General features: G+C 54.4%; 26 protein-coding genes. 14 read left to right on the top strand and 12 right to left on the bottom strand.

What is annotated here, in order from left to right; translation table 11 throughout:
• Positions 1-24 precede the first annotated feature (24 nt).
• Together G547_RS0106380 and G547_RS0106375 are read right to left on the bottom strand one after the other, a co-directional pair.
• Entirely contained in the window at positions 25-315 is a 291-nt protein-coding gene (locus G547_RS0106380) for a hypothetical protein (protein ID WP_027329129.1), read from the bottom strand.
• A 138-nt stretch (positions 316-453) separates the two neighbouring features.
• Positions 454-1767: a serine hydrolase domain-containing protein gene (locus G547_RS0106375; RefSeq protein WP_027329128.1), complete on the bottom strand. Its 1314-nt coding sequence runs from the start codon at positions 1765-1767 to the stop codon at positions 454-456.
• Positions 1768-1876: 109 nt separating this feature from the next.
• Here G547_RS0106375 and G547_RS20400 point away from each other — a divergent pair, with 109 nt between their 5' ends.
• The 6 genes from G547_RS20400 to G547_RS0106345 all read left to right on the top strand — a co-directional run bounded on the left by G547_RS20400 (position 1877) and on the right by G547_RS0106345 (position 13103).
• Complete coding sequence (locus tag G547_RS20400) at positions 1877-2158, top strand: thiol-disulfide oxidoreductase DCC family protein (RefSeq protein ID WP_211224517.1); 282 nt, start codon at positions 1877-1879, stop codon at positions 2156-2158.
• Positions 2159-2360: 202 nt separating this feature from the next.
• Positions 2361-5672 (top strand): alkaline phosphatase family protein, encoded by a 3312-nt coding sequence (locus G547_RS22545; protein WP_051234935.1) that lies wholly within the window; start codon positions 2361-2363, stop codon positions 5670-5672.
• Positions 5673-5879: 207 nt separating this feature from the next.
• Positions 5880-6692 (top strand): gamma-glutamylcyclotransferase family protein, encoded by an 813-nt coding sequence (locus G547_RS0106360; protein ID WP_027329127.1) that lies wholly within the window; start codon positions 5880-5882, stop codon positions 6690-6692.
• A 9-nt stretch (positions 6693-6701) separates the two neighbouring features.
• Positions 6702-7421 carry an MBL fold metallo-hydrolase gene (locus G547_RS0106355; protein WP_027329126.1) on the top strand — a complete coding sequence of 240 codons (720 nt, stop codon included), beginning with the start codon at positions 6702-6704 and terminating at the stop codon, positions 7419-7421.
• A 10-nt stretch (positions 7422-7431) separates the two neighbouring features.
• Positions 7432-12471 carry a diguanylate cyclase gene (locus G547_RS0106350; RefSeq protein WP_027329125.1) on the top strand — a complete coding sequence of 1680 codons (5040 nt, stop codon included), beginning with the start codon at positions 7432-7434 and terminating at the stop codon, positions 12469-12471.
• A gap of 83 nt (positions 12472-12554) precedes the next feature.
• Positions 12555-13103 (top strand): hypothetical protein, encoded by a 549-nt coding sequence (locus G547_RS0106345; RefSeq protein ID WP_027329124.1) that lies wholly within the window; start codon positions 12555-12557, stop codon positions 13101-13103.
• Between the two features lie 204 nt (positions 13104-13307).
• Here the strand turns inward: G547_RS0106345 and G547_RS20390 are convergent, their stop codons facing one another.
• On the bottom strand, positions 13308-13706 hold the full coding sequence (locus tag G547_RS20390; RefSeq protein ID WP_051234933.1) for a hypothetical protein: 399 nt from the start codon (positions 13704-13706) through the stop codon (positions 13308-13310).
• Positions 13707-13792: 86 nt separating this feature from the next.
• The gene (locus G547_RS0106335) at positions 13793-14353 is read right to left on the bottom strand and encodes a TetR/AcrR family transcriptional regulator (protein ID WP_027329123.1); all 561 of its coding nucleotides are present in this window, start codon (positions 14351-14353) and stop codon (positions 13793-13795) included.
• A gap of 101 nt (positions 14354-14454) precedes the next feature.
• Between G547_RS0106335 and G547_RS0106330 the strand changes: the two genes are divergently transcribed.
• Genes G547_RS0106330 through G547_RS0106315 form a run of 4 tightly spaced genes read left to right on the top strand, consistent with a single transcriptional unit; the run spans position 14455 to position 16651 of the window.
• Positions 14455-14937: an HPP family protein gene (locus G547_RS0106330; RefSeq protein ID WP_027329122.1), complete on the top strand. Its 483-nt coding sequence runs from the start codon at positions 14455-14457 to the stop codon at positions 14935-14937.
• Between the two features lie 12 nt (positions 14938-14949).
• On the top strand, positions 14950-15186 hold the full coding sequence (locus G547_RS0106325) for a hypothetical protein (RefSeq protein WP_027329121.1): 237 nt from the start codon (positions 14950-14952) through the stop codon (positions 15184-15186).
• Positions 15186-16115: a hypothetical protein gene (locus G547_RS0106320; RefSeq protein WP_027329120.1), complete on the top strand. Its 930-nt coding sequence runs from the start codon at positions 15186-15188 to the stop codon at positions 16113-16115. Before G547_RS0106325 ends, G547_RS0106320 begins: the two co-directional genes overlap by 1 nt.
• Positions 16103-16651 carry a hypothetical protein gene (locus G547_RS0106315; RefSeq protein WP_027329119.1) on the top strand — a complete coding sequence of 183 codons (549 nt, stop codon included), beginning with the start codon at positions 16103-16105 and terminating at the stop codon, positions 16649-16651. The genes G547_RS0106320 and G547_RS0106315 overlap by 13 nt, the downstream gene beginning before the upstream one ends.
• Before the next feature lie 30 nt (positions 16652-16681).
• On the opposite strand, the gene G547_RS0106310 is transcribed toward G547_RS0106315, so the two are convergent.
• From G547_RS0106310 to G547_RS0106285, 8 genes are all read right to left on the bottom strand, one after another.
• Positions 16682-17314: a DUF1176 domain-containing protein gene (locus G547_RS0106310; protein ID WP_027329118.1), complete on the bottom strand. Its 633-nt coding sequence runs from the start codon at positions 17312-17314 to the stop codon at positions 16682-16684.
• The gene (locus tag G547_RS22990) at positions 17307-17633 is read right to left on the bottom strand and encodes a glycoside hydrolase family 19 protein (RefSeq protein ID WP_084645732.1); all 327 of its coding nucleotides are present in this window, start codon (positions 17631-17633) and stop codon (positions 17307-17309) included. The genes G547_RS0106310 and G547_RS22990 overlap by 8 nt, the downstream gene beginning before the upstream one ends.
• Before the next feature lie 239 nt (positions 17634-17872).
• Positions 17873-19162, bottom strand: a complete 1290-nt coding sequence (ltrA, locus tag G547_RS0106300) for a group II intron reverse transcriptase/maturase (protein ID WP_027329116.1) — start codon at positions 19160-19162, stop codon at positions 17873-17875.
• Between the two features lie 672 nt (positions 19163-19834).
• Positions 19835-20248, bottom strand: a complete 414-nt coding sequence (locus G547_RS22985; protein ID WP_084645730.1) for a helix-turn-helix domain-containing protein — start codon at positions 20246-20248, stop codon at positions 19835-19837.
• 967 nt (positions 20249-21215) lie between these two features.
• Positions 21216-21338 (bottom strand): hypothetical protein, encoded by a 123-nt coding sequence (locus G547_RS23950; RefSeq protein WP_281167755.1) that lies wholly within the window; start codon positions 21336-21338, stop codon positions 21216-21218.
• Positions 21339-22148: 810 nt separating this feature from the next.
• Positions 22149-22691, bottom strand: a complete 543-nt coding sequence (locus tag G547_RS0106295; RefSeq protein WP_027329115.1) for a hypothetical protein — start codon at positions 22689-22691, stop codon at positions 22149-22151.
• Positions 22692-22700: 9 nt separating this feature from the next.
• A complete protein-coding gene (locus G547_RS0106290) occupies positions 22701-23735 on the bottom strand; it encodes a hypothetical protein (RefSeq protein WP_027329114.1) in 1035 nt (344 codons plus the stop codon).
• A 176-nt stretch (positions 23736-23911) separates the two neighbouring features.
• Entirely contained in the window at positions 23912-24187 is a 276-nt protein-coding gene (locus tag G547_RS0106285) for a helix-turn-helix domain-containing protein (protein ID WP_027329113.1), read from the bottom strand.
• A gap of 134 nt (positions 24188-24321) precedes the next feature.
• On the opposite strand from G547_RS0106285, the gene G547_RS0106280 reads away from it, so the two are divergent.
• The 4 genes from G547_RS0106280 to G547_RS0106265 are packed head-to-tail and all read left to right on the top strand — an operon-like array spanning position 24322 to position 25572.
• Positions 24322-24531, top strand: a complete 210-nt coding sequence (locus tag G547_RS0106280) for a hypothetical protein (protein ID WP_027329112.1) — start codon at positions 24322-24324, stop codon at positions 24529-24531.
• 2 nt (positions 24532-24533) lie between these two features.
• Positions 24534-24764 (top strand): hypothetical protein, encoded by a 231-nt coding sequence (locus tag G547_RS0106275; RefSeq protein ID WP_027329111.1) that lies wholly within the window; start codon positions 24534-24536, stop codon positions 24762-24764.
• Complete coding sequence (locus G547_RS0106270; RefSeq protein ID WP_027329110.1) at positions 24764-25213, top strand: hypothetical protein; 450 nt, start codon at positions 24764-24766, stop codon at positions 25211-25213. The genes G547_RS0106275 and G547_RS0106270 overlap by 1 nt, the downstream gene beginning before the upstream one ends.
• Positions 25214-25260: 47 nt before the next feature.
• Positions 25261-25572, top strand: coding sequence for a hypothetical protein (locus G547_RS0106265; RefSeq protein WP_027329109.1), 312 nt, complete (start codon positions 25261-25263; stop codon positions 25570-25572).

Here is a 25572-nt window from a genome sequence, read left to right as displayed (position 1 = left end):
GCGCTCCAGACAGCAGCGGGTGGTCTAACAGGCCCGCTGCTTATGAGGGAGGGCCAGTCGCTCGGAGAGCCACTGGTTGACCTCCTCCGGGCCAAAGCCATAGTAGGGCCGGGTCAGCACAGTCACGTAGAGGTTATCCCCACCGTCCACCAGATCCTTCATGGTGGTATAAACCTCGCAAGGACTCTGCTCGGTATCGATGGCATAGCTGGAATCCGACAGCCTGGCCCAGTTATAGGCCTTGATCCGCCGCATCAGCTCGAAGTAGGTGTCATCTCTATTCTTGAAATCATATGTCACCAACAGCACACTCATTTTGCCCTCCTTCGGTGTCAGCGCAGTGGCGCAAATCACAACCCATAGAGAATGAACAATCGTTGTTACCGTGATATTACAGAGAGGAGAGAAATCGTGGCCAAACGATCGTCGCCTTGGCCACGGTCCTGAAAGTTCTTATTTTTCGATCAACTCGTACGCTTTTTCCAGAAACTGCGGGTACAGTTCCTCGCGCTCGTACATATTCCGGTAAAACAGCGCGATCATATTGTTCTCCGGATCGATGATGTACGCGGTCCCCAATAGCCCGCCCCAGGCATAAGCCGAGCTGGACACTGCCGGCACTGGCTCCTTGTCGGCGTTAAACAGTTCAAACCCCAAACCAAACTCAAAGGGTTGGCTTTCCTCGGGCAGGCGGTTCACTGTTGTCATCAGCTCAACGGTTTCCGGTTCCAGAATTCGCACGCCGTTGAACTCCCCTTTGTTCAGCAGCATCTGACAGAACTTGGCATAGTCTTCAATCGGCCCGTTCAGGCCAATGGCGCCCTCGGCGTAACTCTGCTGTTCGTTCAGTGCGCCTTTGATGTACACCTCTGTACCCGGCACCAGTTCACCCTCCAAGGCGCGATAGGGTTTTACGAAGCGGTCATACGCCTCTGGCGCGTGGAACCAGTCCGTGTCCTTCATGCCCAACGGATCCAGCACGTTCTCCTTAACGTAATCGCGCAGCGACTGACCCGAAATACGCTCGATCATATACCCCAGCATGTTGGTACTCGGGTGATAGTGCCACTGCGTTCCGGGCTCAAAGCCCAGCGGGTATTGCGCCAGAGCCAGCATTTCCTGTTCAAGATATTCGGAGTGATAATCCCCGCCGGCCGTGTGCTGCCCTATGGGGGTAAAATCGGGCTCTTCACCCCCGAACCCGATAAAGCCCATGGACCGACCAGTTTTCTGACGCCGAAGGTCTGCCGCCAACCCGGCATCCAGCCCCGAGGTGTGAGCCATCAGGTGGACGAAGGTCATCGGGGTTTCAACGGGGCGGGTTTCGTAGGTGCCGTCATCATTGAGTTCGGTAATCACCTGGTCCGGAATACCGGGGAAGTACTTTGAGACCGGGTCATGGATATCCACCAGCCCCTTCTCCACCAGTGTCATAAACGCCACGGTCGTCACAGCCTTGGTTTGGGAGAAGAGCGCGTAGTAGTCATCGACGCTGGCTGGTACGCCCTCTTCAAGGTCTCTCCAACCAAACGCATCCAGATACAGCACCTTGCCATCGCGGGCCACAAACGCCACCACACTGTTGGCTTTCTGCTCGTCCACAAAGGATTGCAACAGAGCGTCAATCTCCTGCGCTTTGACCGGATCAGCTCCCACCTGAGCAATGTCCGACGGATAATCAAAGCCCTCGGACGGGGCTATATTCGTACAGCCCACTGCCAGCAAGGCCGTAAGTCCCCATACCCAACCGATATTCAATATTTTCATCAGTAGCTCCAGTCACTGTATTAGCGTCAAGTTGCTATGTTACCTTCTATACGGGAGATACGTTAGCCAGGGCGTCCATTAAAGCTCAGCAACAGACAGGTTCCGAAAAATGAGCACCCCCACAGAGCACTTGATCGTTTACTACGACGGCGCCTGCCCCCGTTGCCGCGCTGACCGGCGACGCTACGAACGCATGGCGGGCAAGGCCGGAGAATCCGTACAGTGGGTCGACATTACCGGCCGTGACTCCGAGCTGGAGCAAATGGGTATAGACCCCGAACGCGCTTTGCGCGAACTGCATGTGCGCGATGCCGAGGGAAAAATACACCGGGAACTGGATGCCTACATTCTGTTGATGCGGCGAACCTGGCTGTTACGCCCCCTGGCTTAGCTGATCGGACTACCCGGCATTCGCGGTTTGTTATCCCGCTGGTACCACGCCTGGGTGGCTCGACGCTTGCGCGCGAGCGGTAGAGGATAAAACGGGCCTACAGGTTGTCGACCCCGACAAACGAATCACTGGCATCTATTCTTGGGCCACATCATACTGCCCACCTGACATTAACGACAGACGGTTTTGATGAGGCCTGACAATGAATAAAAAATGCAGCAGTATCGATATTGCGCTGGGTTATTATCACGATATCGAAGGTCTGTTTCGGTTTGGGAAAGACAGCCCCCGCCTAGAAGATGCCATCACCTTCGTATTAAGTCAGACGCTGCAACGCGATTGTTATTTCGGGTCCTGGGCACAGGCGTACCGCAACGGAAATGGCGAGTACCGACTGAAAATCACCAGCCCCTGTGACGACGTTTCCGCTTACGAGACCCTGATCCCGCAATATATCGCGGCGGGCAAACTGGCGATGGCCAGTTATTACGATAACATCCCTTACTCGGCCCGCAAGGACTGGGAGTTTTTACTGCCGTTCGGCCTGGCAATGGCGAACGTCAAATCCATTCAGCTATTGCATTTCCCGCCTCTGGAAACCTTTACGTACAAAGATTATCTCTACTCCCCCACCAACCGACGCTGGGAGTGTCTGTTGGCACAAAACGGCTTCAACGGCACTCACAACACGGCCGTCGAACGTATTGTGGATGTGGCTCCGGTAGCCGCTCCCGGCGGTGCCGGCGAGGCGCTCAGTGACTACAATGAAGACTTCATTCCCTACGCCAAAGCGCAGTTGCAGAACTTTCTGCGCCCGCTGGAGGAAACCCACCGCACCCTGACTCAGCCGGTCGTGGCCTATGGCGAACCGGTTCATGAGTGGTTGGCGCAAGCCTTCAACCTGGAAACAACACCGGCCGTTCTGAATATTGTGCCACTGTCGATCCTTGAGGACGGCACCGGCGCACCTTCAGCGCAAACCTGGGTATTGTGCGCCAACCACCCCAGCGAATACCTGTATGACACCGACCTGCCGCTAAGCGATGCCACCAAACCCAACGGCGACTACCCGCCTCCGATCAACGTCATGTGTCAGGATCTGATCGCGGCCGGTTGGCAGGCTCACATGTCCGAGCACCCCGATCATGATCCCTACCGCGTACTGGCCGGGTTGAGGGAAAAATGGGGTTGGGACCCGACAACGGGCTCCGTACGAAAGGATAAAATCGACACTCTCCTGGCGATCATGAAGGAGCAGAATCAGGAGTTCAGTCTCGACAATAACCAATTCACGCCCACGGTTGCGCAATCCACGGCCGAGACTTTTGTTCTCAGCCGGCAGCCCGACTCCGACCACTACGCGTCTTACGCCTTCAACGCCCGGGCACCCGAGGCCTTTGCCGAGGTGCCAATGGACCCGCAAGCCAGCTTTGCGGTCAATCACCGGCTGATGCAAGTCGGCGGTTACCTGGTGGACTGGACTGCGCCCACCGCGGATGACCCGGTGATTCACTACCGGGTCATCCAATTCGACCGGGACAGCGGCAACCCGCTGGCAGAGAGGACGGTCACCTACGGCCGTTGGAAGAAAGAAAAATTCTTCGGCGATTACCGCCCCAACTTCGGCGCCAGCTTCGAACAGATCGAACTGATCGGCCTGCCGGGTTATGTGCTCAGCATCATCCCCGCGGCCGGACGTCGCAGCTATCAACTCTGGAATTTCGACCCGGACGCCGAATACGATTGTCTTTCCGCCGGGAATTTTGAAAGCGGCGGCTTTCGGGATATTGCCGCCGACCGCGAGCTGTACCCCATCGGCAACGTCGTACTGGATCGCAAAGGCGCCCATTTCCGGGTCTGGAGTTTTGACCCGCAATCGACACCGCCGCTGGCGCTTCCCACGCTACAGGAAGGCACCTGGAGCGGGATCGACCAGAGCGATGCCATGGCGGTGATCGGGAAACACCTCGTGACCTGGAAGCCCGAGGCGCCCTCAGCGGGTTGTCGAATTTGGGCCTTTGACCCGCGCAACGCCGACCCTCTGGGGGGCGAACCAATCAACACTGCACCACTGCCCGCGGGTTTTGAGCGGCAATCGACCCTCATGGGCGTGTCACCGAGCCAAGCCGTCGATCAGCCTCTGGCCAAAACGCCCGGCACCCTCGGCTTCATGCGCGAGAAGATCGAGCATGTGGTCTATCTCATGCTGGAAAGTCGGTCCTTCGACAATGTGCTGGGCTGGCTCTACACCCGAGGCCAGCAAGATGGCCTGAACTGGGTCGGCCCGCACCCGGACGGCTTCCGTGGCCTCGATCCGTCCATGAGCAATCCTCTGCCGGATGGCCAGGCGGCATTTGTGAGCCAATACATGGGAGGCCACCTGAGCAACGAGTTTGTGCTCGGCGGCCCGGCCCAGGACCCCTGGCACGACAACAGCGACATCTTGATGCAGATGTTCCATGGCTACGAGGGCTACGCACAGAAACAGCCCGCCACCATGGACGGCTTCGCCTGGAACCAGAACACCGCCGCAGTGCTCTCGAGCTTTACCCCGCAACAACTGACGGTGCTCAATGGCCTCGCCCAGGCATTCGCCGTAAGTGATGACTGGTTCGGCTCAGTGCCCGGGGGCACCGATATCAATCGCGGCTTCTCCGTCAGCGGCTCCGCCTATAACCGCCTGGGCACCTGGGAGGGAGGCAACGCCTACCGGGACTGGCCGGACGCCGCCCACCGACAGTCACTCTGGAAAACCCTCTGGAACCACGGCCATCGGGATTGGAAAATCTACTACAGCATCCTGTGGGAAAAAGCGGTGTTCACCTACCAGCTTTACCTCAAGGGTCAGATCCCCGAGGTGGATGCCGCCTGGGCCAAAGCGGTATTGGCGGCGAAAACCGACCGCACCCTGCCCAACTCCCCCTGGATCGCCCCGCTGCAGCAGTTCTACGACGATGTAAAAGCGGATGCCCTGCCCCGCTTCAGCTACCTGGAACCGGCCTGGGTCGGTGAAGGCTGCACGTCCTATCACCCGGGCTCCTCGGCCAGCGGTATCAACTCTGTCGTGCCCGCCGAGCGGGCGCTCAACGACATCTACGAAGCCCTCAGCCGCGATGAGAAGGTATGGGCGAAAACGCTGCTGGTGGTGACCTTCGACAAAAACGGCGGCCTGTTCGACCATATGCCACCGCCCTATGCCCGCAAACCCTGGCCCCACGACGTCGCGGATGGGTTTGAGTTCGACATCATGGGCCCGAGGGTACCGGCGGTATTCGCCTCCCCCTGGATCAAACCCCAGACCGTTCTGCGCGGCGACAACGGCCAGAGCTTTGATTCCACCTCTTTCGCCGCCACACTGCTCGACTGGTACGGCGTTCCCCGGGAGACCTGGGGCCTTGGGGACCGGATCACCGACGTGCCCACCTTTGAAGCCGTGCTGACCGAGCCTCAGCCTCGCAAGAGCGCACCGGAACTCGCCGTCCCCTACGATAAGGACTTCCCCCGACACGGATGAGCCGCCCCACCGGCGGGAATGTCGCCTCCCGCCGATGCGTGGCTATAGAAATACGACGGCCAAAAGAGTAATCTGGTGCCAACATGGAGCGCCTGAGGTCGAGTTATCGACGGCAGTAGCGACGCGCGGGAGCTGCGATATTTAGCTGATAGCCCCGGCCTTCTGCGGTATGCTTCGCTACTTTGGTCACGTATCACTACTTTCGTTATGTTTCACTACTTCGGTTTTGGCTCGAACATGAGCAGACTCTCGCTGAGAGCTAAGGGTGTAGAGCCTCTGGCGTCGCACCGGGCCGAGCTACCCGGCTGGCGCTTGCGCTTCAATGTGCAGCACTTTTTCCGGCATGAGGGAGGAGTGGGCAATATCGAGCGGACCGGAAACCCTGAGGACAGGGTCCTGGGCGTACTGCACGAGTGCGCCGATGAGGCCCTTGAACAACTGGATGCCGCCGAGGCCTACGGCCACGGCTATGACCGTATAGAGGTGAAAGTGGAATCGCCTGACCATCGCGCAGGAAGCTGCCGGAGCGTCCCGGCCCTCACGTATATCGGCATGCCTCAGTTCATCGACAACCAGCGCCTGCCCAGCCGTCGCTACCTGAACATTGTTCTGGCCGGGGCCCGAGAAGCGAAACTGGATGAGGATTACATCCAGGCTCTGGCCGACCATCCGGTCCACTCGCCCGAGTCCTATCCGGCATTCGTGCCACCCGAAGGGCAATACCCGACCTTTGACCGGGACGCGCTTCTCGAGCATCCTCACTATACTGCACTCGCAGGCGCCGTGTTTGATATGTCAGGGGCACGCCCCTTGCACGAGTACCTAAAGAGCTTTTTCGGTGGCAGGGACATGACGCTGTTCCACCTCAAGCGGCTGGACAGCAGCAATGGCGACGAAACCGTGGACGATATTCGAAACAATCGCCTGAACCCGGCTCAACAGCAATATCTCAACACCTATCTCCACGAGTACGCCAAAGAATACCGTTACGTGGGTCACTACAGCTATCATAAAAATTGAGGAGTCCGCATGGATCAGCTCACCCCCTTCCCTCCCGCCCTGGCACATGGTGCCATCGAGGAGGTTTTTTCCGATGTATTTTTCGTCAGCGGTGCGATGGAAACCGTGCTGATGAATCTGGATTGGCAGTTCAGCCGGAACATGACCATTATCCGGGACGGCGAACGGCTGATCCTCGTCAACTCCATTCGCCTCAGCGATGAGGGCCTCGCCCAACTCGAACGCCTGGGCAAGGTCACGGATGTCGTTCGTCTGGGGGCCCTGCACGGGCGCGATGATGCGTTTTACCTCGATCGCTACCAGGCCCAATACTGGGTGATGCCCGGCCTAGAAACCGATCCTGAACTCGGTGCGCAAACGCTGCAGACATCCGAGCTCCCCCTTGGCGACGCCTCAGTGTTTCAGTTCGAGACCAGCAAAATCCCCGAAGGGGTTCTCCATCTGCAAAGGGACGGCGGTATTTTGATTGCCTGCGACGCCCTGCAGAACTGGTTGAGCCCCGATGAGCACTTTTGCGATGCCAGCCGCGAACGAATGGAGGGCATGGGTTTTTTCACCCCGGCCAATGTCGGCCCGGTGTGGCTGCAGGCGGCAGAACCCGGCGCCGAGGACTTCCAGCGTTTGAAAGCGCTAACGTTCAAACACGTCCTCTGCGGCCACGGCGAACCGGTTCGTGACAACGCCCGCGAGGCTTTCAGCGAAACCTTTACCCGATTGTTCCCTGGTTAAAGACTCCCTGATGCAAAGCACCGTTCAACTACCCGGTTACACCATCCGTTCCTGTCTGTGGCGCAATACAGGCCGGGTCGCCTATGGCGCCCGGCGCCATGCCGATGGCGCGACAGTGACCATTGAAACCCTGGATGCCGAGTACCCGGACCGCAAACAGGCGGCCGCACTTCGTCACGAAGCCAGCATTGCCGCCCGCCTGGAAGGCGTACCGGGTGTACGCCAGATTCACCAGATACTTCCACACGGCAGTGGCAACCTGGCCCTCATCACCGACTACTACGACAGCGCCTTGGCAACCGTGCTGAATCGGGCCGAGAACGGACGTTTGCCGGTCACCCGGGTACTGGAGATTGCCCGGAGCCTGGTGCACACCCTGGGCGAGGTGCACGCCCGCGAAATCGTCCACAAGGCGATAACCCCCCATAACGTGCTGTTTGACTCCCACACGGGGGAGCTGGCATTGACCGGCTTCGGCATCGCCTCGGAGCTGGGCCAGGAGCGCCAGGCCACCGAGCTGTCGGACCAGTTCGAGGAACTGCTGGCCTACATCTCACCAGAGCAGACCGGGCGCATGAACCGCAGCCTGGACTATCGCTCGGATTACTACTCACTCGGCGTGCTGCTGTTTGAGCTGCTCACGGGCCGGCCCCCGTTTGCCGCCAATAACACCCTGGAGTGGGTTCACCACCACATCAGTCGCCTGCCCTCGGCTCCCGAGGCACTGGTCCCCGAGGTCCCCGAAGCCGTCTCCGCCATCATCCTGAAGCTGCTCTCCAAATCCCCGGAAGAGCGCTACCAGAGCAGCGAGGGCCTGCAACATGACCTCAGCCGATGCCTGACGGCGATACACCAGGGTCAAACACCGCTCCCCTTCGCCCTGGGCGAGAAAGACCACTTGCAGCGGTTTCTGGTGCCCCAGGCACTCTACGGCCGACACCAAGAGTTGCAGGAGCTGCTCGACCTGTTCGAGCAGGCCGTGGCCGGTCGCACCCGATTCTGCCTGGTGCATGGCTACTCCGGCGTGGGAAAGTCGGCACTGGTCAACGAGCTTGACCGCTACCAGATCCGCGAACGCGGCTTTCTGGTGCAGAGCAAATTCGACCAGTTTCAACAGGGGCAAACCTACTCGGCGCTGGCCGCCACCTTTCGCGCTCTGGTTCAACAGGTCCTGCTGGAGCCGGAACACACCCTGGTGGAGTGGCGCGCACGCCTGATCGAGGCATTGGGCCCCAACGGCGCCCTGGTGATCGAGCTGGTACCGGAGCTGGCGCTGATTATCGGCGAACAACCACCGGTGGCGGAGCTGCCACCGGCCGAGAACCGCAACCGCCTGCAGTTGGTGCTGACCGCCTTTTTGCGGGTATTCGCCGGCGCCGGCCACCCGGTGGTGCTGTTCCTGGACGACCTGCAGTGGAGCGATACCCCCACACTCGACCTGCTGCGCCGCATCGTGACGTCTCGGGAGCAGAGCCACCTGCTGCTGATCGGAGCCTACCGCAGCAACGAAGTCGGGCCCGGCCATCCGCTGAGCCTGTTGCTGGAAGATTTGAACAATCACCGCCGCCTTCATGAAATTCCCCTCGGCCCACTGGATAGCGACTCAGTCGCGCACCTCGTAGCCGATACCCTTCGGTGCGAGCCGCAAGCGAGCCGGGAACTCAGCGACATGCTGTTCCAACGCGCCCAGGGAAACCCCTTCTTCACCAACGAGCTGCTGCGCCAATTGCACGCCCAGGGGGCGATTCAATCAGACCCGGCGACCGGCCAATGGCATTGGCGGCTTGATCGGGCCAGTTGGCACGACATCAGCGAAGACGTCGTTGAGTTCATGGTAAAAAACCTGCGACAGCTCCCCGCCGAGACGCAGCAAGTGCTGCAACTGGCGGCCTGTATCGGCAACACGTTTACGCTGCAGACCCTCGCCGCAATTTACGAGCACTCGACGGCGGACACCGCCCAGGCGCTGCTACCCGCGCTAAAGCAGTACACGGTCGTACCGCTGCACAGCGACTATCGCCTGGTCAACCAAGTGGACGAAAACCTCTCGCTCAACCCCAATTACCGGTTTCAACACGACCGGGTACAACAAGCGGCCTACAACCTGGTTGAAGCCGACAAGCGACCCCACGTCCACCTGCGGGTGGGCCGCTTGATGCTGCGGTACACTGGGGAGGTGGTCGGCAATGACCGGCTGATCGATATCGTCACCCACCTCAACCAGGGGCGACGCCTGATCACCTCGGATGAGGAGAGACTGCTCGCCCAGCTCAACCTCCGTGCTGGCGTTCTCGCCCGGCAGGCCTCCGCCTACGAATCGGCGCTGGACTACCTTCAAATCACCGAAACCCTGATACCGGAAGACGCCTGGCAACGCATGCCCTCGCTGATGCGAACCCTCGCCAGCGAAATGCAACTGTGCCTCTACCTGACCGGGCGCACGCAGGAAGCGGACCGCTGGCTGGAACTGATGTTGGACCACGCCCAGACACCACTGGAGCGGGCCGATATCCTCGCCACTCGCACCCGCCAAAACGCTACGCTGGGCCGGATGAACGAGTCCATCCAGGCGGCGATCGAAGGTTTGGCACTGCTGGGCGTGAACTTTACCGAACACCCCAGCCTTGAAGACATCGCCACCGAGCGCCAACGCGTGGAGGAATATCTCGCGGGCCGGGACATTGCCGACCTGGTCGACGCCCCAGTCATTGACGACCCGGCCACCCTCGCGGCCATGCGTCTGCTGGTGGAGATTTTCGCAGCGGCTTTTCTCTCCGGCAGCAACCTGTTCAGCTACCTGGTGCTCAAGTCGGTCAACCTGGCGCTGGATCGCGGTAACTGCCCGGAGGCGGCATTCGCCTATGCCGCCTACGGCATGCTGCTGTGTGGCGAACTGGATGAGCCCGCCCTCGGCTATCAGTACGCCAAAGCCGGCCTGGCCATCAATGAACGGCTCGACGACCTGAGCCTGAGAGCGCGCGTCATTTATGTGTACGCGATGTTCGTCCACCACTGGAGCAACCACTGGTCCACCCTGACCCCCTGGTTCCGCAAAGGAATCGAGGCGGGCTACCAGTCCGGTGACCTGCTCTACCTCGCCTACAGCGCGCAAGACTGCGTTATCTGGGACCCGGGCCTGGACCTGGAAACCGCCCGCCGCCTGCACGAGGAAAACCTCGAGATCGTACGCGAATGCGCCTATCAGGACTCGCTCGACTCCGGCACCCTGTTCCTGCAGATGCAACGCAACTTTCTCGGCGACACCCAAAGCCACTCCAGCTTGAGCAGCGATGACTTCGATGCCCAACAGTGCCTGGATGACATGCACGCGCGCCGTTTTATGACCGGCATCGCCAACCACCACATTTACAGCGCCGAGATTAACCTGCTCTACGGCCACTACGAGCAGGCACTGGCGTTTGTCAAAAAGCAGGACAAGCTGATCAAGTCAGCCATGTCACTGCCGCAGTTGGTGCGTTTTTATATCGTCGCCAACCTCACGCTCACCACACTCTACCCCGACATGGACAAGAACGAACAACACGCAACCCGCGAACGGTTGGAGCAGGATCTCGCCCGCATGACCCGCTGGGCCGACAACTGCGAAGCCAACTTCCGCCACCTGCAAGCGCTAATGAGCGCCGAACTGGCCCGCCTGGACGGGGACAATGATACCGCCCTGACGCACTACGATGCCGCCATCGACGGCGCCCGGGCCCACGGCTTCCTGCGGGACGAAGCCACCGCGTTTGAACGCGCCGCCCGCCACCTTATTGCACAGAACAAATGGCGCTCGGCCGAGGGCTACCTGCGCGGTGCCCACGGCGTGTACAACCGCTGGGGCGCCAAGCGCAAAGTCGACCAGTTGGAACAGCAATTCCCCGTCCTGCGAGAATGGCAGGCCCAACGGGGCCAACCCGCGACGCCCCTCTCCCACCTGGACCTCGCCTCGGTCATGAAAGCCTCACGCGAGATCTCCGGCGAGATGGTGCTGGAACAGTTGCTGCAAAAAACCCTGGCCATTCTTCTGGAAAATGCCGGCGGCCAATGGGGCTGCATGATTGTACGAACCGAAGGACAGTGCATGGTCGAGGCCGTCGTTTTGCCGGAGCAGAACGAGCCGCACCCGGATATTCCCAGCCACTCGGTACTGCAGGACCACCAGGGAAACCCCATCGCTCTACCGATGAGCGTCGTCACCCAGGTGTTTCAAAAGCGCGAAGCCGTCGTTCTGCACGACGCCGCCAGCGAAGGCCCCTTCGTCAACGACCCCTACACCGTCAACCTCGGGCCCCGCTCCATACTCTGCGTGCCCATTCTCAGGGAGCGCTTTGAAGCGGCGGTCTACATGGAGAACAACCTGGCCGACGGTGTTTTCACCCAAGCCCGGGTGGAGCTGATCAAGCTGCTGGCCGCGCAAGCCTCCGTCGCCATCGAAAACGCCCGCCTCTACACCCAGATACAGGACTACTCCCACACCCTGGAAGAGAAAGTGGCCGAGCGAACCGCCAAGCTGGAAACCCTGAACGAAGAACTGCAACAGCTGGCGGACCGGGACGGACTGACCGGCGTCGCCAACCGCCGCTCCGGCCACGCCTACCTGCAGAACACCTGGCTGCGCCTGCGCCGCGAAGCACAGCCGTTGTCGGTCATCATGCTCGATGTGGACGACTTCAAGCGCTTCAATGACACCTACGGCCACCAGAAAGGAGACGACTGCCTGATCCGCGTCGCCGAGGCCCTGCAATGCCAGATGCAACGCTCCACCGACATGGTGGTCCGCTACGGCGGCGAAGAATTCATGTTGATACTCCCCAACACCGACCGAAACGGCGCCATCCAGATCGCCGAGAACACCCGTCTCGCCATCGAAGCGCTGGCCATCGAGCACCGGGAGTCCTCAACCAGCAACTGCATCACCATCAGCCTGGGCAGCGCCACCGCCCTGCCGGGCGACGAGAACACCATCGAACAACTGGTGTATATCGCCGACCAGGCGTTGTACAAAGCCAAACAGAACGGGCGCAACCGGGTGCATGTGGCAGGGTGAGAAAAGTACAAGGCGATTAAACACTCAATTAAGCGACTCTTTCTGAACAAACTGAACACTATCAAGCAAGGCATACATCCACGATGGCTCTTCTAGTAAAGAAAATCGCTTTTATAAGCGCCATTGCTTTAGGTAGCGTCTTTCTCTCTATATTGCTAGCACACTATTTAGTCGATGACGTAACATCACAGGCTGCCCTCCTCCGTGAGAGCCCGCCGCTTATTATCATAGACACCTTTCACGGCTATTTTCCCGGTTCCTTGATTATCGGAGTGGGGATCTTTTTATCATCGCTATCATTATTTACATTTTTATATCGAGAAGCCTGGTACAGAAAGTTCATCCCAGTCTGTAGCTGGATTGTTCTTATCGGGATACTGGCTCTTCCAGCCGGAGGAGTCGGCATCAGCTACTACTGGCGTCATGCCGCCAAGAACAAAGAATATGTGAAATGCAGCCTGATCGACAAAATTTCCCCCGCGAAGATACATACGAGCTACTGGGTAAAAGAGGCGTCGCTATGCAACAACAAACAGGTGGCCAAGATAATCTCCGGAACTTCACTAAAAGACTTAAAACGTGCCAATGAATATCTAGAAAACCAAAAACGGCTAAACAACTCGCCCCAGTGACTTTCCAATCACATAAAAATTCCTATTCTGACTCAATCTCAGACCAATCCTGCACGCTTACGCCGTTGTAACATTCATCATCACTGATAGCTACAAGATGTCACCTGAACCGCCTACCTTGAACGAGCCCCTAATGGCACTTCCAGCCGCTGTCCACTATGGCACTGAGAGTACCGTCGCGGTTCCTGGAATTACTAAGCTTGTTCACTCGACTCGACGCCAAACCTCGTACTCAACTCGTTTTTCACCGTCCCAGCGAGAGTTATACCAAAAATCCTTCTCAACTCTTGTGTCAAATACAAATTCGGATCCGTGGCTTTGCCCAAAAGAATTGTAACTCAGGATCTCCGTGTACTTTCCGTTTTCTACTTTGTACGTCCCTGAGCCAGCCGCCCAAAACTCACCTTCTTTTACTGACGTGAAACTAAAGTGTGTAGGAGAGAGTATTTTCAACGACCGAAGATCAAGTGAGTTGTATTTAACGAGCTGTCCTTCGCTATCTACGTATTCCCCGGAAACCAGCTCCCAAACCCCCTCAAGTTCATTGGCTGTAGAAACTAGAGAAACGGAAAACAATAGAATAAATAATATAATTTTTCCCATGATCTAACTCTCTTTATGTATGGGCTTGAAGATATATTCTGGAATTACCATCAGACCAGATTTTTCTTTCACTTAGTCATTCATGCTTACAGTAAGCCCTCCACTATTCCCTTCGCCTCCAAGGCTGCATCAAGATTCCCCTGAACATGGGCCAGCGAGATTGCCCCCTCCTTCAGCAGAACAACCAAGCGTGTGATCTCATCTGCTTTTTTTTCCGAGAGATACAGCAGAGCCACATGTTTTCGAATCAGCATCGTTATACCAGCCTTGTGCTCGGCACAGGCCCGGTGGATGGCACTGTCTCGGTCGCCAAACTCAGCACTGGCATTTATGAAGAAACAACCATGGAAGTGATCGATATCCGATACCCGGTTGTGGAACCAATCATCCAGAGCGTTGAAAAGTTCCAGCAAGGCAGGCCTGCCTGGAGAAACACCGTCCAACCTCGATATAAACCAGGCTCGGTAACTACGATCACGATAGCGGACGGCCGCCTCGACCAAATGCTCTTTGCTGGGAAAATGATGATACAGCGTTTTCTTGGCTATTCCGGATTCCGCTAGCACTAGGTTTATCCCAACAGCGTGGATACCCCGAGTGTAAAACAATTTAAAGGCGGTACGAACCAGCTGTTCTTGCTTATCCATAGTTATACCCACATCACCCCAGATATTCGCATCTTGACATCAGCAGACAGACCTGTCTACTATAGGTAGACCGACCTGTCTACTTTTGAGGACTTTTGCCCATGTACCAACGTCTGGCCACTTCACGCCTCCTTGTCCCGCTGATAGCAGGCATGGGAGCAATGCTGTGCATTACGGCTCTGAGCAGCCTGGGCATCGTCGTTAAATCCTCGGTTTGGTTAATGGCTCCTTTTGGAGCGACCATGGTGATCCTTTTCGGATTGCCGGAAAGTCCGCTGGCCCAGCCCAGAAACATCATTGTGGGTCACCTGTTAACCACGGCGATCGGTCTGTCTGTAGCATCTCTCGTGGGCGTCACTCCCTGGTCGCTTGGGCTGGCGGTAGGATTAGCGGTAGGCTTGATGTTGCTGACCAACACCACTCACCCGCCAGCCGGAGCCAATCCGCTGGTCGTCATGCTGGCAGGTGAACACTGGGACTTTCTGCTGATGCCAGCGGCGGCGGGCGCTATTTTAATTGTAGCGTTCGGGGTGGTATACCACAGACTAATTTCAGGGCAACGCTATCCGAAGCGTTGGTTTTAAATGATGGTGGCAATGACCATCTATTTTGAGCCAACCTCATGTGGACAAACCAGGCCGGTGTTGACAGCTGTACAAAGCCAAACAGAACGGGCGCAACCGGGTGCATTTGGCGGCGTGAGAAACGCACAAACTGAGGAACGGATCACGTTTCAACAATTTCGTGAAAAGGGTGTCCGAGAGGCCTTGCAGCCGGACGATAACTTTAAGTATCATCACCGTACGCTCGACACCCAACAAGGAGATAGTTGATGATTTACCCGCCACAGTCCGCGCATGCCATCCACAGCAGACAGCAACTCAACGCCCGCGCCAAATATCAGAATGTTGATATTTATACCCTGGATGCCCCCGGCTTCCTGGAACTGTGGATTTCTATCCAACGGTCCCAGGGCCAGAGCAACGAACAGATCGCGGAGAAACTCAAAGAATTTGGAGTGGAAACCACGAAGACAACACTCGCTCAGGCCAGAGACAACCTAACCACCGCCAAAAGCAGTTTTTTGCTCGCCGTCTTGGCCAAGGACTTAGCGAAATCGGGAAATCTGTTCTCCCAATACTATATAACCACCCAAGGCGGGAAAAACTATATCGTTTTTAAAGGCAACCAAAGACTGCGAACCATCATTACGGGAACCCGTTACCTTTCCACAAATACCAAGATGATGAATTTTGGCATTGGCGGGAAAGCCCTAAAAGCCGGTGCAAAATCTGGATTTGTCATTTCCGCGCTGTTCTCGATCAGTCTTCAGAGCATCAAGTGGCTCTTTGAAGAAGATTATAGATGGTCAAACTGGATAGCTAACTTGTCTGTTGATATCGCCAAAATAGCCATGGCAAGCATCGCGGGATACCTGACTGCAAAAGGGTTGGCAGCCGGTCTATTAGTGACCCTGGGTGCAGCTCCTGTCATCGTGCCGATTGGCGTCGGACTCGCGGTCTCCATAGGCGTAGCCACTGTTCTGACTCACTACAAATTCGAAAAGGAAATTCAAAGAATGGTAGACCTACTAGAGAGCTACGAATCGCTGGCCAAAAGCATGAATAAAGAGACGATACAGGACGGAGTCTATTATATTATTGATGAAACTGGACGAGCCATAAAACAGTCAATCAGACGGTTCTTCATGAACAAGCTAAACTCCATAAAACAAGGCCTAGACCCAAGATGGCTCTTCTAATCAAAAAAATCGCCTTTATCAGCGCCTTCGCCTTAGGGTGCCTTTTACTGGTTTCGGTACTAGCGTATTTTTTTGTTGGCGATGTAAAAACCCTGCTAACTCTACTGGAGGAGACTCCACCAATCATTTTAGTAGAGACTTTTCACAGTTACACTCCCGGGGCGTTGATTATAGGCGTCGGGGGTTTTCTTTATGCTCTGTCGCTCTTTGCCTTTTTATACAAAGAAAACTGGTACAAGAAAGCACTGCCGTATTTCACCTGTATTATCTTTATAGGAATCGTCGCCATTCCAGTAGGGGGAGTCGGTATCAGCTACTACTGGCACCATGCCGCCAAGAGCAAAGGATATGTGAAGTGCAGCCTAATCGACAAAATATCCCCCGCGAAGATGCATACAAGCTATTGGGTAAAAGAGCCATCGCTGTGCAACAATAAACAGGTGGCCAAGAGAATCTCCGGAACTTCATTAAAGGGCTTGAAGCGCGCAAACGAATACCTCGAAAAACAAGAGCGGCTCAACAATCTGTCCCAGTAACTCGTCATTCAGAAAACAGAAACAATAACTCTATTCTCCCTCAATTTCCGGCCAATCCGGAACGGTTACACCGTTATAGCAATCACCGTCACAGAACGCCTGTTTTGGCTTTATAAGGCCACCGCGCTTCACATCATCTACCGGGTATAGAGCCCGCCATCCGCAAGCGCCAGTGGCAGCGGACAAATGTAACAACTCCACAACGTTTCCTTCGTCACCTTTATACAGTGTCCCCCTAACGAGAGTTCCGCTCTCCGAGCCGCCTTCGTCTTTAGGGGGTGTCAACATGACAGGGGCCACCGTTTTATCCTCAACATTGACCGTGTAGACATGAAAAGCATCCTGATAGGCTCCAAGCCCACAGGTCAGGAGAAGTAGCTGTGTACTGTTGTCTAAACGAATCCAGTTCTTTCGGCGAGCCTCGCTGCCCTGATTCTCAGCGTCACAGTTAGCGATATCTAAAGCGTCCAACCACTCACTGTGGGTGAGTGTTTCCCAGTCCTCTGGCAGAGTCTGCGAAGAAGCCCCGGTTGGGCTATTTACTGAACTGGTTTCTGCCTTCACAGCTGCTTTTTCAGGCTGAACAGCAGTTTTCTCGCTGCCGGCACATGCCGGAACAGCGACTGACATCAACAAAATACAGACGTATCGGCAATTAAGCATAGTTGGCAAACCTATTGGTCGGCATCAATCGAAACAGTTTCTGAGCGGATGAGGCGAAAAGAAGATCTTCGAACTGAGGGGCATCATCGGGATTTAGGTAGAGAGAGTTCCCCAGGCCCAGCCTTTCACCAACGTTTCTGTAATTGTAATCCCAGGTAAGCTGGACATACCCTCGACCGTAGTACACATTGGTCTTCTCTTTTCCGGTGACCGGGTCAGTGACCGTTATTTCTTCTCCGTAGGGACGATTGCGCCCCCTTCCCCATTCCCGAATGGGTTGCCATGTTCCCCCACATTCACGTCTGACAGTCGCCAACATATAGGCAACCCAGCGGATGTCCGTGACATCGGCGTCGCCCAGGATTTCTTGAGAAGAGCCGATTGGTCAAAACGACACCCTCCGTTAAGTGGGAATTAGGTGTCTACTTTTCTTGGGAACCTGGTTACAGTCATGGTAGAGCGGCCAGTTTCCTGAACCGCCCCCACACAGATCCGGACGTGCGGAACTACCGCATCCGGCTCTTCAGTTGTATCGTTGCTCGTGTAATCCACAAGCCCTCAGTACCAGTCTACCGCCAATTGCCTTTTGGACACTCGCAGTGGCGCGAACTGGTAATACCTTAGCATATCCTTGAAGCTCCGCCAGTTGAAGCTATGGCGCTGGCTGCGACGGTTGAGCCACTTAAACAGTGTGTTCAACACGAAGTCATACACACGGCTTACGCTGCGACTGTTGTCCGGCAGGCCGAAGTAGTTTCTAAAGCCTGCCAATTTCCGTCTTAACGCTGGCATCAAGCCATTGAGCCGCTTGTGGCGGTTCTGCTTGATCCAGTCGTAGAGCGATTTGAGCAGGCTCTTGTGCTTCCTTGGGGCCGTGACTCGCCTCAGACGCGGCTCACCTTGGCGGTCTCGATCCCAGTAGAACTCGAAGCCGAGGAACTGGAACACTCGACGGCGCGAGGGGTGGAACCGGCTGAACCGCTTCAGATGGGTTTTCTCGGGCGCCACCTGAAGGTCGAACTTCTCCAACCGTTGGGGCAGCGCCTGATAAAACCGTCTGGCGTCGTCCCGGTACTGGAAGGCGACAACAAAGTCGTCCGCGTACCGGATTAGCATGGCACGGCCTTGCAGCCTTGGCTTGACCCGCTTTTCGAACCAGAGATCCAACGCGTAGTGCAGGTAGATATTGGCCAATACCGGGCTGATCACACCGCCCTGCGGGGTGCCGCTGGTCGGTTTGATAGCCCCTCGTCTCGGCTCTCGCACTCGCGCTTTCAGCCACTGGCCTATCAGCGCCAAGAGCGCTTTATCGTCAATTCGTTGGGCCAGCATTTTCATCAGCCACGAGTGACTCATGTTGTCGAAGAAGCCTTTGATGTCAGCTTCGACGAGGTAGCCGTAGCCTTTGAACTGAAGATTGAGCATCAGGCTGTGTACCGCCTGATGGGCGCTCTTGTTGGGCCGATAACCGTAGCTGCACCGCTGGAAGTCCTGCTCCCAGATATTTTGTAGTATCTGACTGACACCTTGCTGGACGATTTTGTCATCCAGCGTTGGCAGGCCCAGCGGTCGATCGCCACCGTTGCTTTTCGGAATGTGCACCCGCTTGATGTCGGCTGCCCGATATCGCTTGGTTCTAAGCAGGCCGCTCAAGCGGTCGATATGGCTCATCAAGCGGGGGCGATAGTCATCAACGGTTTTGCCGTCAATTCCTGGCGCCGACTGCTTGTTGAGCTGACCCCAGCTTTGAATCAGTAGATCAGCATCCAGTAACCCATAAAGATTCTGAAACCGATGCGTGGGGTGGGTTTGTGCCTTAAATGCTATGGTGTGCAGTGCGGTTGTCATAGTGAGTCCAGCCCTACTTTGTCCGGCCTATGTGTCTATTGCACACCGTGATACAACTGCCAGTCCCTTCGCCATGTGAACGGATTTCCCGCTCTCGGACTACTATGGACTGGTCCGACTTCCAAAGTGCCATCGTTGGCCTCGTTGTTTACTCAGCGTCCCTACCCACTTCCTGCGGGAGCACCTTGGATCTCACAAGTTCCTGGAGCTTCTCTTTACACATGCCACGGTTTGATAACTCCGCTGACTCGCCACAACCTTGCCAGTGCGGTTGCTTTGCATGGACTTCGACGGCGTTACAAGCCTCGTCAGTCAGGACACTTTATTGTCGGAGCGATACCAACGCTTCAGGATCACGTAATCCCTATGGCCTGTGCAATTCTCTGTCTACGCTTCACACTGGTTGTTCGGCTGCTCGTGGGAGGGTCGCCCCTCGCACCGGAAAGTGTACGCGATCCACAGCCTCCGCGCAGCGCGCAAGACTCGATACGGGTGGCTGGCTAGACCTTACCCGACAGGGACTTCCACCCTGCAAGAATGCTCCAAGCTTTGCTTGTCGCACTAACACCTCTACAAGCAGTTAATTGTAGTTGCTTCTAATTTTCGTTATTCGAGCAAAAAATAGAAGCAACGGAAATGAAGTCCGGTTAAGGGCTTTGCTATGTTACCGTCTTACCACACTTTTTTACTATCCCCGTAACGAACGGTCCACCCAGTAATATACGCTACTAGTATAAATGCCGGTGCCACACGAGGATTATCCGCAACAAATATAGATACTACTCCAACGAGTAAGGCTAATAGCTCAAGAACCAGCTGAACTCTTCTTGATGGCACCCCAAAAAAAGACCACCTAAACCACCAAGGCTGTGATCTCCATATTTCTGACTTTTTATCTATCATCGTGATTTCCTCTGTCAATTTCGATATTTCGACATCAAATACAGAGGCGAGTGATTTAAGAGTTTCCAGGCTGGCACTTTGCCCACTTTCAACACGCTGAATAGTCCTAATGCTGAGACCACTTAGTATTGCAAGCTGCTCCTGTGACCACTTCCTTTCTTCTCTCAACTTTTTAACAATCATTCTAAATCCTCGCGGCTCTGAGCGGTCACAATGACAAAAAAATTAGACTGGCGGTTACGAAAAAGACCCGACAGCATGCCGACAGTACCCAATTTTGTCACATAAAGCTGTATATCGAGCTCTTACACGTTGGCTCTAGCTTTCATTTATTTATAAACGTAACCACCTGAAAATAAAAGATTTTCAAAAATCAAAGATACTCACGAGAGAAAGCGTGCGCTGTTTATCAGCAAGTGTGCCAGAGTCAGATGGGTGGGGAAATATGCTTAAGAGTGAAAAGGATGGTAGGTGGCGCTTCGCTTACCTACCCTACAGCACAACCACGATTGCCGGAATAGGCAGCTAGAGAGGGGGAACGAAAAAGCCCCCGATTCTTTTGGAATCAGGGGCTTTTCGAGGTATTTGGTCGGAACGGCAGGATTTGAACCCCATTTAGCGGCACTTCAATGACACTCAAAACTCCACTATCCTTTTAAAATCAATAAGTTACGAAATCGGGCAACCTCTTTGATACTCTTATTTACTCAGCTTTTGGGGCAAAATGGGGGCAAATTCACGGCCCTCTATCGCACTGCCCTCCTCTCCACCTTGACGGGCGATTTACTCAGAACCATCAGCCTGTGGTTTGCGGGTCCAGGGGAATCATTCCCCTGGTCTCCCTGAAAGGGCCGTCGGAGACGCCTGTAACGGCGAGTTACGAGCCAGCGCGGAGCGTCACTTACTGTAAGGTTGGTTTTGTCAGTCCATTGGGCTGCATTGTGGGATTTCGTCCCTATCCAGCCTCTCAATAATTCGCCACTACACCCAACTATTTATTAAAAATCAATAGATTATGGCATTTTGGAATTCACTACCCTTAACTGCCAACCACAACGTCGGGGGGGGGGGCAGATTTAGGTCAAAGCGGTGCCACCCCTTTGAGGTTAGCCACAACTGAAAAAGGCCCCATGAAGGGGCCAAAGTGTATTTATTGCTTCTTGATACGCTCTATCACAGTTGTTTTGGGTCGCCTCTCGGCTTCCTTCACCGGTATAAAACGACCAGTTCCCGCATCTCTTCCGATACGACCACCACCTTTGGATTTAGACATGTTTAAAGCTCCTATCAATTAAAAGGTAAATTTTGTGGACGGGGACACGTCAAAGTACCTTCAAGAAGCTTGCAGTAGTTTAGACTGAGACATAAACTGCCTATCCAAATCTCTCTGGCAGGAGATTCAAACCCCCTAAAGGTAAAGCTTTTAGGGGGTTTTTTCGATTTGGACCAAGTTATCCTTGAGCCTCCATCCACGCCACTAATATAATCCGCTTTTTAGGACACTGCAACACTATATATAGCGTCAAACCCTGTGGACAACCTGTTTATAAGCTGTTAAACACACAACATGTTGTGTCGATAAAAAAGATAGTTTTGCGCTGTTCGTTTTTTAGACACCAATGAATTGCTAAAATTTGATTTCTGTGATAGCTGACTCTGCTTCATGTGCGGCTATATCGGCAGCCTCCACGAAGCTCCCGGCGCGGAATTGTATTAGGGATAGACATCGGACAATCAAAGGACATTTTTGGGGGATCACTCCGAGAACACCGATTACTCCCCCCCATCAGCCTGCGGCTTGCGGGTCCAGGGGAATCATTCCCCTGGTCTCCCTGAAAGGGCCGTCGGAGACGCCTGTAACGGCGAGTTACAAGCCAGCAGCGATCACTCTGGTGATGTATACGCTGATGCTAACCAAGCTTCCGCACGTCACGCCCGCCGTGACGATCAGAAACAGCGCTGTTTGGCAGGAAAAATACGTCCCGATAAAAGACTCATTTGGAAGCATTGTCAGCGACAGCTTTATAGAAAACTGCTTAAGTTTCGGTCACTTCTCGCACAGTAAAGCCGCATAAACTGCAAACTAATCAACTGGGTTACTTTTTTGCCTTCTTCTCGTAGGCTTCACAGCTTGTATGGTTTTATTTTTTGACTCTTTCGCGTCTATATCACGCTTTAAAAAATCGCCAGGCAGCAGCGTCATAAGAAGAGACCAAAACTGCAAAACTGTAATAGTACACACCAAAGAAAAACTTGCAGACCTAAGAACCCCTTTATATCCAACAAGGAACTCCAAGTTTCTCCCAACAGGAACCAGAATTGAGACTGAAATCACAACAAATAAAATCAACGTAGAATAAATCATCGGTTTGAAGAGAAGCTTTATTTCGCTTATTTCTTTGGCGCTCTTATCTAGGTCTTTGCTTTTGAAAATCGCATTAAGTTTATTTGGGTAAAGCATAGCAATCCAAGCGCCCATTATGCCAAAAATTATGGCGGCTGTGTTCCTAAGACCATCATATATATGTACCTGCTCCTTCATGGGAATATTTTCCCCAACAATGAACGACAATATGGCAACAGCTATATAAATAAATGCGAAGACTGCTTTCAACCAACCTTTCATATTCTAAGCTCAACTTTCTAGCAAGGTCAGCAGCCTGTCTCGCTGTCGACAAACCTCTTTAAGTATGCTTTTACCGTCCACAACCTCTTCATCCATTCTTTTCACATCGAGATCCACATCATCCCTTGCCAAAGAGTTACTTAGCCATACTGGAGTCTGCTCTCCACTTATACCAAACCCTATGTCATCCCATTTCGAGTCGTGGTTTTCCTCCCACTCCCGCACCATGTCTTTAAGCTCGTCTTCCTCCGGCATATACAAAAATTCATATGAAAAATTCACACTAGAATCTAATGGAGGAGCTGACCTAGCTTCAGAAAATAGGTGTTTAAACGCTTGTTCCCAAGTTCCTTTGCTCACCTTATCATTTGGGATTAGCTTGTTGTGCCTTACGATTTTTCTTATCGACCTTCTGTTTTTAAAAATATATGAAATTTTCCCAGGTTTACGAACTATTGAAGTTCTGAAGAGCGCGTTCAACCCTTGGGGATTTGATTCATCCAGGTCAGCATAGCCGATAATATTGAAATCTGCGTCGCCGTCCTCAGACTCCACGACATAATCACTTAGCTTTCCCACATATTCCTTCATGTATTTATCCAGCCCTCTTTTACCGTTCATCCTGTGTTGAAACCTAATCGTCGCAAACAAATTCCTCGACGGGATAAACCAAAAATATGTTGCATATCCCGGTATACTGTTCTTTGGCAGCTTGCCGAACTCTACTTTTGCGCTACCAACCTTAGACGCCCCCTTTACCGCAGCAACCTTTCCATCATAAGAGGGAGTTTCATTCCAAGTTGTAAGCAAGTAATCTCCTGTACTTGCATCACTAACTATGTCGTAACAAAAAGTCCTAAGAACATCTTCGCTCTCTTCGATAGCATATGTACATGTATCTTCAAGAGAAACTCCGTCTGAGTGAACCCAATTTTTTATTTGCTGCAATATGAGACCAACATTGCCAAACTCTGGAGTTTGCTCTCCATGCCTGTAATACCCGCACCTTTCTATCTCATAAAACGTTATTTTTGCCGCTTCCATAACTGGTCCTTTTCCGATCAAAAAAAACTTTCTAAACAAACCCTAACTTTATATCACGTTTACAAATTAGACTATTACCTTCCATAGTGTCATTGGAAACAATTAAACTAGTAGCTGCAACTAAAGCGCTTGTCAGACTCCCTTCCTCTTCCATCGATTGGCAACCTTTGCTGCGATTAACCGACCTTCCCTTGAGTTCCTAAGCGCTCCTTTGCCTCCTTTGTCATGGGGCTTATTTGCCCGTCTGCAGCAAACTCTTTCCCAGTGAACAGCCACACCTCATATTGCGGGTAAATGTCGGCGATGGCTTCAATATCTTCGTGACGCACTTTGGCTTTACGACCGATCATATTTTCCAGTCGCTTCTTCTCAATTCCCGCTTTTCCGGCGATCTCGCTATAGGTTACGCCTTCCAAAGTCTTTAATAGTTTTACCCTATCTATTACGTCCATCCGTATAAATAAACTCTAATTGCTAAATATTAGGGCATACCCTAATATTTAGGGCGTGCTGTTAGTTAATACACACCGATTGACTTCCCACTAAAAGAGCAATCGTTAATGTGAAACATAGTGAGACAAAGCGCATGGACTTTCAAGAACTGGAACAAGAAACCTTACGCCACGCTCCCCCCGTCCTCCCGTGGGTCAAATTCGCCGAATGGATCGGCTTGGGCGATGAACCCAAGGTAGTAAGAGGCTGGGTAGATCGCGGCTATGTGCCCACCCTCCGTATCGGCAAACGCCTCATGATCAACGTCGAACTGTTCCGCCAACAGCTCTTGGAGGCCGAATAGTCATGTCACAACTCCACTGGATCGGCTCACGCGGCGAACACTGCACCACCACCAACCAGGGCCCCCAGCGCTTTAGTGCAGTGGTCTACACCCAACTGGGCCACACCATCGCCCGCTGCTACACCGGCAACTTCCCCAACAGCACCCTACTGGCGGAAAAGCACTTCAAAAGCACCGCCGCTGGCAAAAACTTCGTCGAACGCCAATACACCCGCTTCGTGGAGGCCCACTAATGGACACTCTGACCAGCCGCATCTACGCCCTGCTGTCCGAAGTCATCGGCACCGCCCTCATCCTCGGCCTCTCCGGAGAAGTCCACACCACGGTGCATTACGACACCCGTTCGGGCTTCTTGAACCTGAACGTCTTCCCCGTCGGCGCCAACCCCGACGAACACCGCAACCGGGTCACCGTTCTGGTCACCGAAGACGACGACACCCTACACAAGCTCCAGACCCTGGACGCTTACTTAAGAAACGTCATCCGCTATGGCTACCTCGCTTTTTGCGGTTTTCCACCCTTAGCAACCATGCCCCCTTCTTCAAACAGAAATGACTTGGAGACGTCGAGTCCCGCGAGACAAGGGCGCGTGAGCGCAAACCTGTGGTCAACAGGCGAACGCCGTCCGCGTAGCGGATTGTCCACAGGCTTTAACCCTAAAGCGGCTCTACGGAGCCAATAACCCGCTGTTCGGCACCCCTGAACAGCACCACCCAAGAGGAAACCACCATGCAATTTGAATACGACACCACTGTACTGAGCGTGACCCGGGTCACCGTTGAGGGCACCCAGTTCTGCAGCGTGTTCGTCGGTGAAACTCCAGACCCCGACAAGGAAAACGACGTACACGGCTTCAGCGTCCGCAAAATCCCCTCAGACCCAGCGGTCTTTGACCAGCTCAATGACATTCGCTACGGCGACATCAAGCGCAAGAAACTGATTATGCGCATGAAAGGCGCCGCCCAGGGCAAAGCCCAGCCCCACGTGGTCGGTGTAGTGCCTGACACCAAGCCCGCCGCCACCGCCAGCAGCAAGGGCTAA

This window comes from Marinimicrobium agarilyticum DSM 16975 (genome assembly GCF_000423345.1).
Lineage (GTDB): Bacteria > Pseudomonadota > Gammaproteobacteria > Pseudomonadales > Cellvibrionaceae > Marinimicrobium > Marinimicrobium agarilyticum.
This window is presented reverse-complemented; position numbering and strand designations above follow the sequence as displayed.

What these genes read in the sequence shown, in the direction of transcription:
- G547_RS0106380 (WP_027329129.1), bottom strand. Translation starts at nt 315, where the DNA reads ATGAGTGTGCTGTTGGTGACATATGATTTCAAGAATAGAGATGACACC.
- G547_RS0106375 (WP_027329128.1), bottom strand. Translation starts at nt 1,767, where the DNA reads ATGAAAATATTGAATATCGGTTGGGTATGGGGACTTACGGCCTTGCTG.
- G547_RS20400 (WP_211224517.1), top strand. Translation starts at nt 1,877, where the DNA reads ATGAGCACCCCCACAGAGCACTTGATCGTTTACTACGACGGCGCCTGC.
- G547_RS22545 (WP_051234935.1), top strand. Translation starts at nt 2,361, where the DNA reads ATGAATAAAAAATGCAGCAGTATCGATATTGCGCTGGGTTATTATCAC.
- G547_RS0106360 (WP_027329127.1), top strand. Translation starts at nt 5,880, where the DNA reads ATGTTTCACTACTTCGGTTTTGGCTCGAACATGAGCAGACTCTCGCTG.
- G547_RS0106355 (WP_027329126.1), top strand. Translation starts at nt 6,702, where the DNA reads ATGGATCAGCTCACCCCCTTCCCTCCCGCCCTGGCACATGGTGCCATC.
- G547_RS0106350 (WP_027329125.1), top strand. Translation starts at nt 7,432, where the DNA reads ATGCAAAGCACCGTTCAACTACCCGGTTACACCATCCGTTCCTGTCTG.
- G547_RS0106345 (WP_027329124.1), top strand. Translation starts at nt 12,555, where the DNA reads ATGGCTCTTCTAGTAAAGAAAATCGCTTTTATAAGCGCCATTGCTTTA.
- G547_RS20390 (WP_051234933.1), bottom strand. Translation starts at nt 13,706, where the DNA reads ATGGGAAAAATTATATTATTTATTCTATTGTTTTCCGTTTCTCTAGTT.
- G547_RS0106335 (WP_027329123.1), bottom strand. Translation starts at nt 14,353, where the DNA reads ATGGATAAGCAAGAACAGCTGGTTCGTACCGCCTTTAAATTGTTTTAC.
- G547_RS0106330 (WP_027329122.1), top strand. Translation starts at nt 14,455, where the DNA reads ATGTACCAACGTCTGGCCACTTCACGCCTCCTTGTCCCGCTGATAGCA.
- G547_RS0106325 (WP_027329121.1), top strand. Translation starts at nt 14,950, where the DNA reads ATGACCATCTATTTTGAGCCAACCTCATGTGGACAAACCAGGCCGGTG.
- G547_RS0106320 (WP_027329120.1), top strand. Translation starts at nt 15,186, where the DNA reads ATGATTTACCCGCCACAGTCCGCGCATGCCATCCACAGCAGACAGCAA.
- G547_RS0106315 (WP_027329119.1), top strand. Translation starts at nt 16,103, where the DNA reads ATGGCTCTTCTAATCAAAAAAATCGCCTTTATCAGCGCCTTCGCCTTA.
- G547_RS0106310 (WP_027329118.1), bottom strand. Translation starts at nt 17,314, where the DNA reads ATGCTTAATTGCCGATACGTCTGTATTTTGTTGATGTCAGTCGCTGTT.
- G547_RS22990 (WP_084645732.1), bottom strand. Translation starts at nt 17,633, where the DNA reads ATGTTGGCGACTGTCAGACGTGAATGTGGGGGAACATGGCAACCCATT.
- ltrA (WP_027329116.1), bottom strand. Translation starts at nt 19,162, where the DNA reads ATGACAACCGCACTGCACACCATAGCATTTAAGGCACAAACCCACCCC.
- G547_RS22985 (WP_084645730.1), bottom strand. Translation starts at nt 20,248, where the DNA reads ATGATTGTTAAAAAGTTGAGAGAAGAAAGGAAGTGGTCACAGGAGCAG.
- G547_RS23950 (WP_281167755.1), bottom strand. Translation starts at nt 21,338, where the DNA reads ATGTCTAAATCCAAAGGTGGTGGTCGTATCGGAAGAGATGCGGGAACT.
- G547_RS0106295 (WP_027329115.1), bottom strand. Translation starts at nt 22,691, where the DNA reads ATGAAAGGTTGGTTGAAAGCAGTCTTCGCATTTATTTATATAGCTGTT.
- G547_RS0106290 (WP_027329114.1), bottom strand. Translation starts at nt 23,735, where the DNA reads ATGGAAGCGGCAAAAATAACGTTTTATGAGATAGAAAGGTGCGGGTAT.
- G547_RS0106285 (WP_027329113.1), bottom strand. Translation starts at nt 24,187, where the DNA reads ATGGACGTAATAGATAGGGTAAAACTATTAAAGACTTTGGAAGGCGTA.
- G547_RS0106280 (WP_027329112.1), top strand. Translation starts at nt 24,322, where the DNA reads ATGGACTTTCAAGAACTGGAACAAGAAACCTTACGCCACGCTCCCCCC.
- G547_RS0106275 (WP_027329111.1), top strand. Translation starts at nt 24,534, where the DNA reads ATGTCACAACTCCACTGGATCGGCTCACGCGGCGAACACTGCACCACC.
- G547_RS0106270 (WP_027329110.1), top strand. Translation starts at nt 24,764, where the DNA reads ATGGACACTCTGACCAGCCGCATCTACGCCCTGCTGTCCGAAGTCATC.
- G547_RS0106265 (WP_027329109.1), top strand. Translation starts at nt 25,261, where the DNA reads ATGCAATTTGAATACGACACCACTGTACTGAGCGTGACCCGGGTCACC.